General features: G+C 73.8%; 1 protein-coding gene. It reads right to left on the bottom strand.

The window, feature by feature from the left end; genetic code table 11:
* On the bottom strand, positions 1-866 hold an 866-nt coding region (gene tsaD / locus FV223_RS28660), incomplete at its 3' end, for a tRNA (adenosine(37)-N6)-threonylcarbamoyltransferase complex transferase subunit TsaD (RefSeq protein WP_147730000.1).
* Positions 867-922: the final 56 nt, after the last annotated feature.

The raw sequence follows: 922 nt of genomic DNA, 5'->3' as shown, positions 1-922 counted from the left end.
GCCAGCGCCCGCCGGATCGCGCCGTTGGCCGAGACTCCGCCGGCGGCGACGAGCGCGGTCGGGTGGCCGGCGACGGTGGAGAAGGTGCGCAGCGCCACGCGGACGCGGTCGACCACCACGTCGACCACCGCGGCCTGGAAGCCGGCGCAGAGGTCGGCGACGTCGCGCTCGGCGAGCGGCGCGGTGCGCTCCGCCTCGATCCGCAGCGCGGTCTTCAAGCCGGACAGCGAGAAGTTGGCGTCGCGACGCCCGAGCATCGGCCGCGGCAGGGTGAACCGCTCCGGATCGCCGGCTTCCGCCATGCGCTCGACCTCGGGGCCGCCGGGATAGGCCAGACCCAGGAGCTTGGCGACCTTGTCGAAGGCTTCGCCGATGGCGTCGTCGATGGTGCTGCCGAGGCGCACGTAGTCGCCGACGCCCTTCACCGCCACGAGCTGGGTGTGGCCGCCGGACGCCAGCAGCAGGAGGTAGGGAAAGGCCCGGCCGTCGGTCAGCCGCGCGGTCAGCGCGTGCGCCTCCAGATGGTTGACCGCGAGCAGGGGCTTGCGCGTCACGAGCGCCAGGGTCTTGGCGGTGACGAGGCCGATCAGCACCCCGCCGATCAGGCCGGGGCCGGCCGCCACCGCGATGCCGTCCACGTCCTTGAGGGCCAAGCCGGCGCGGTCGAGCGCCCGCGCGATCAGCCGGTCGAGCACCTCGACATGGGCGCGGGCGGCGATCTCCGGCACCACGCCGCCATAGGCCGCGTGCTCGGCGATCTGGCTCAGCACCTCGTTCGACAGGATGACGCCGCGGCCGTCCTCCCCCGGCGCGACGATCGCGGCGGCGGTCTCGTCGCAGGTGGTCTCGATGCCCAGCACGTTCATGGTGACGATCGACGCTTCCGTTTCCGCGCGAACCCGCCCGCCCCGTGTATCCGCAC

This window comes from Methylobacterium sp. WL116 (assembly GCF_008039455.1).
Classification (GTDB): domain Bacteria; phylum Pseudomonadota; class Alphaproteobacteria; order Rhizobiales; family Beijerinckiaceae; genus Methylobacterium.
This window is presented reverse-complemented; position numbering and strand designations above follow the sequence as displayed.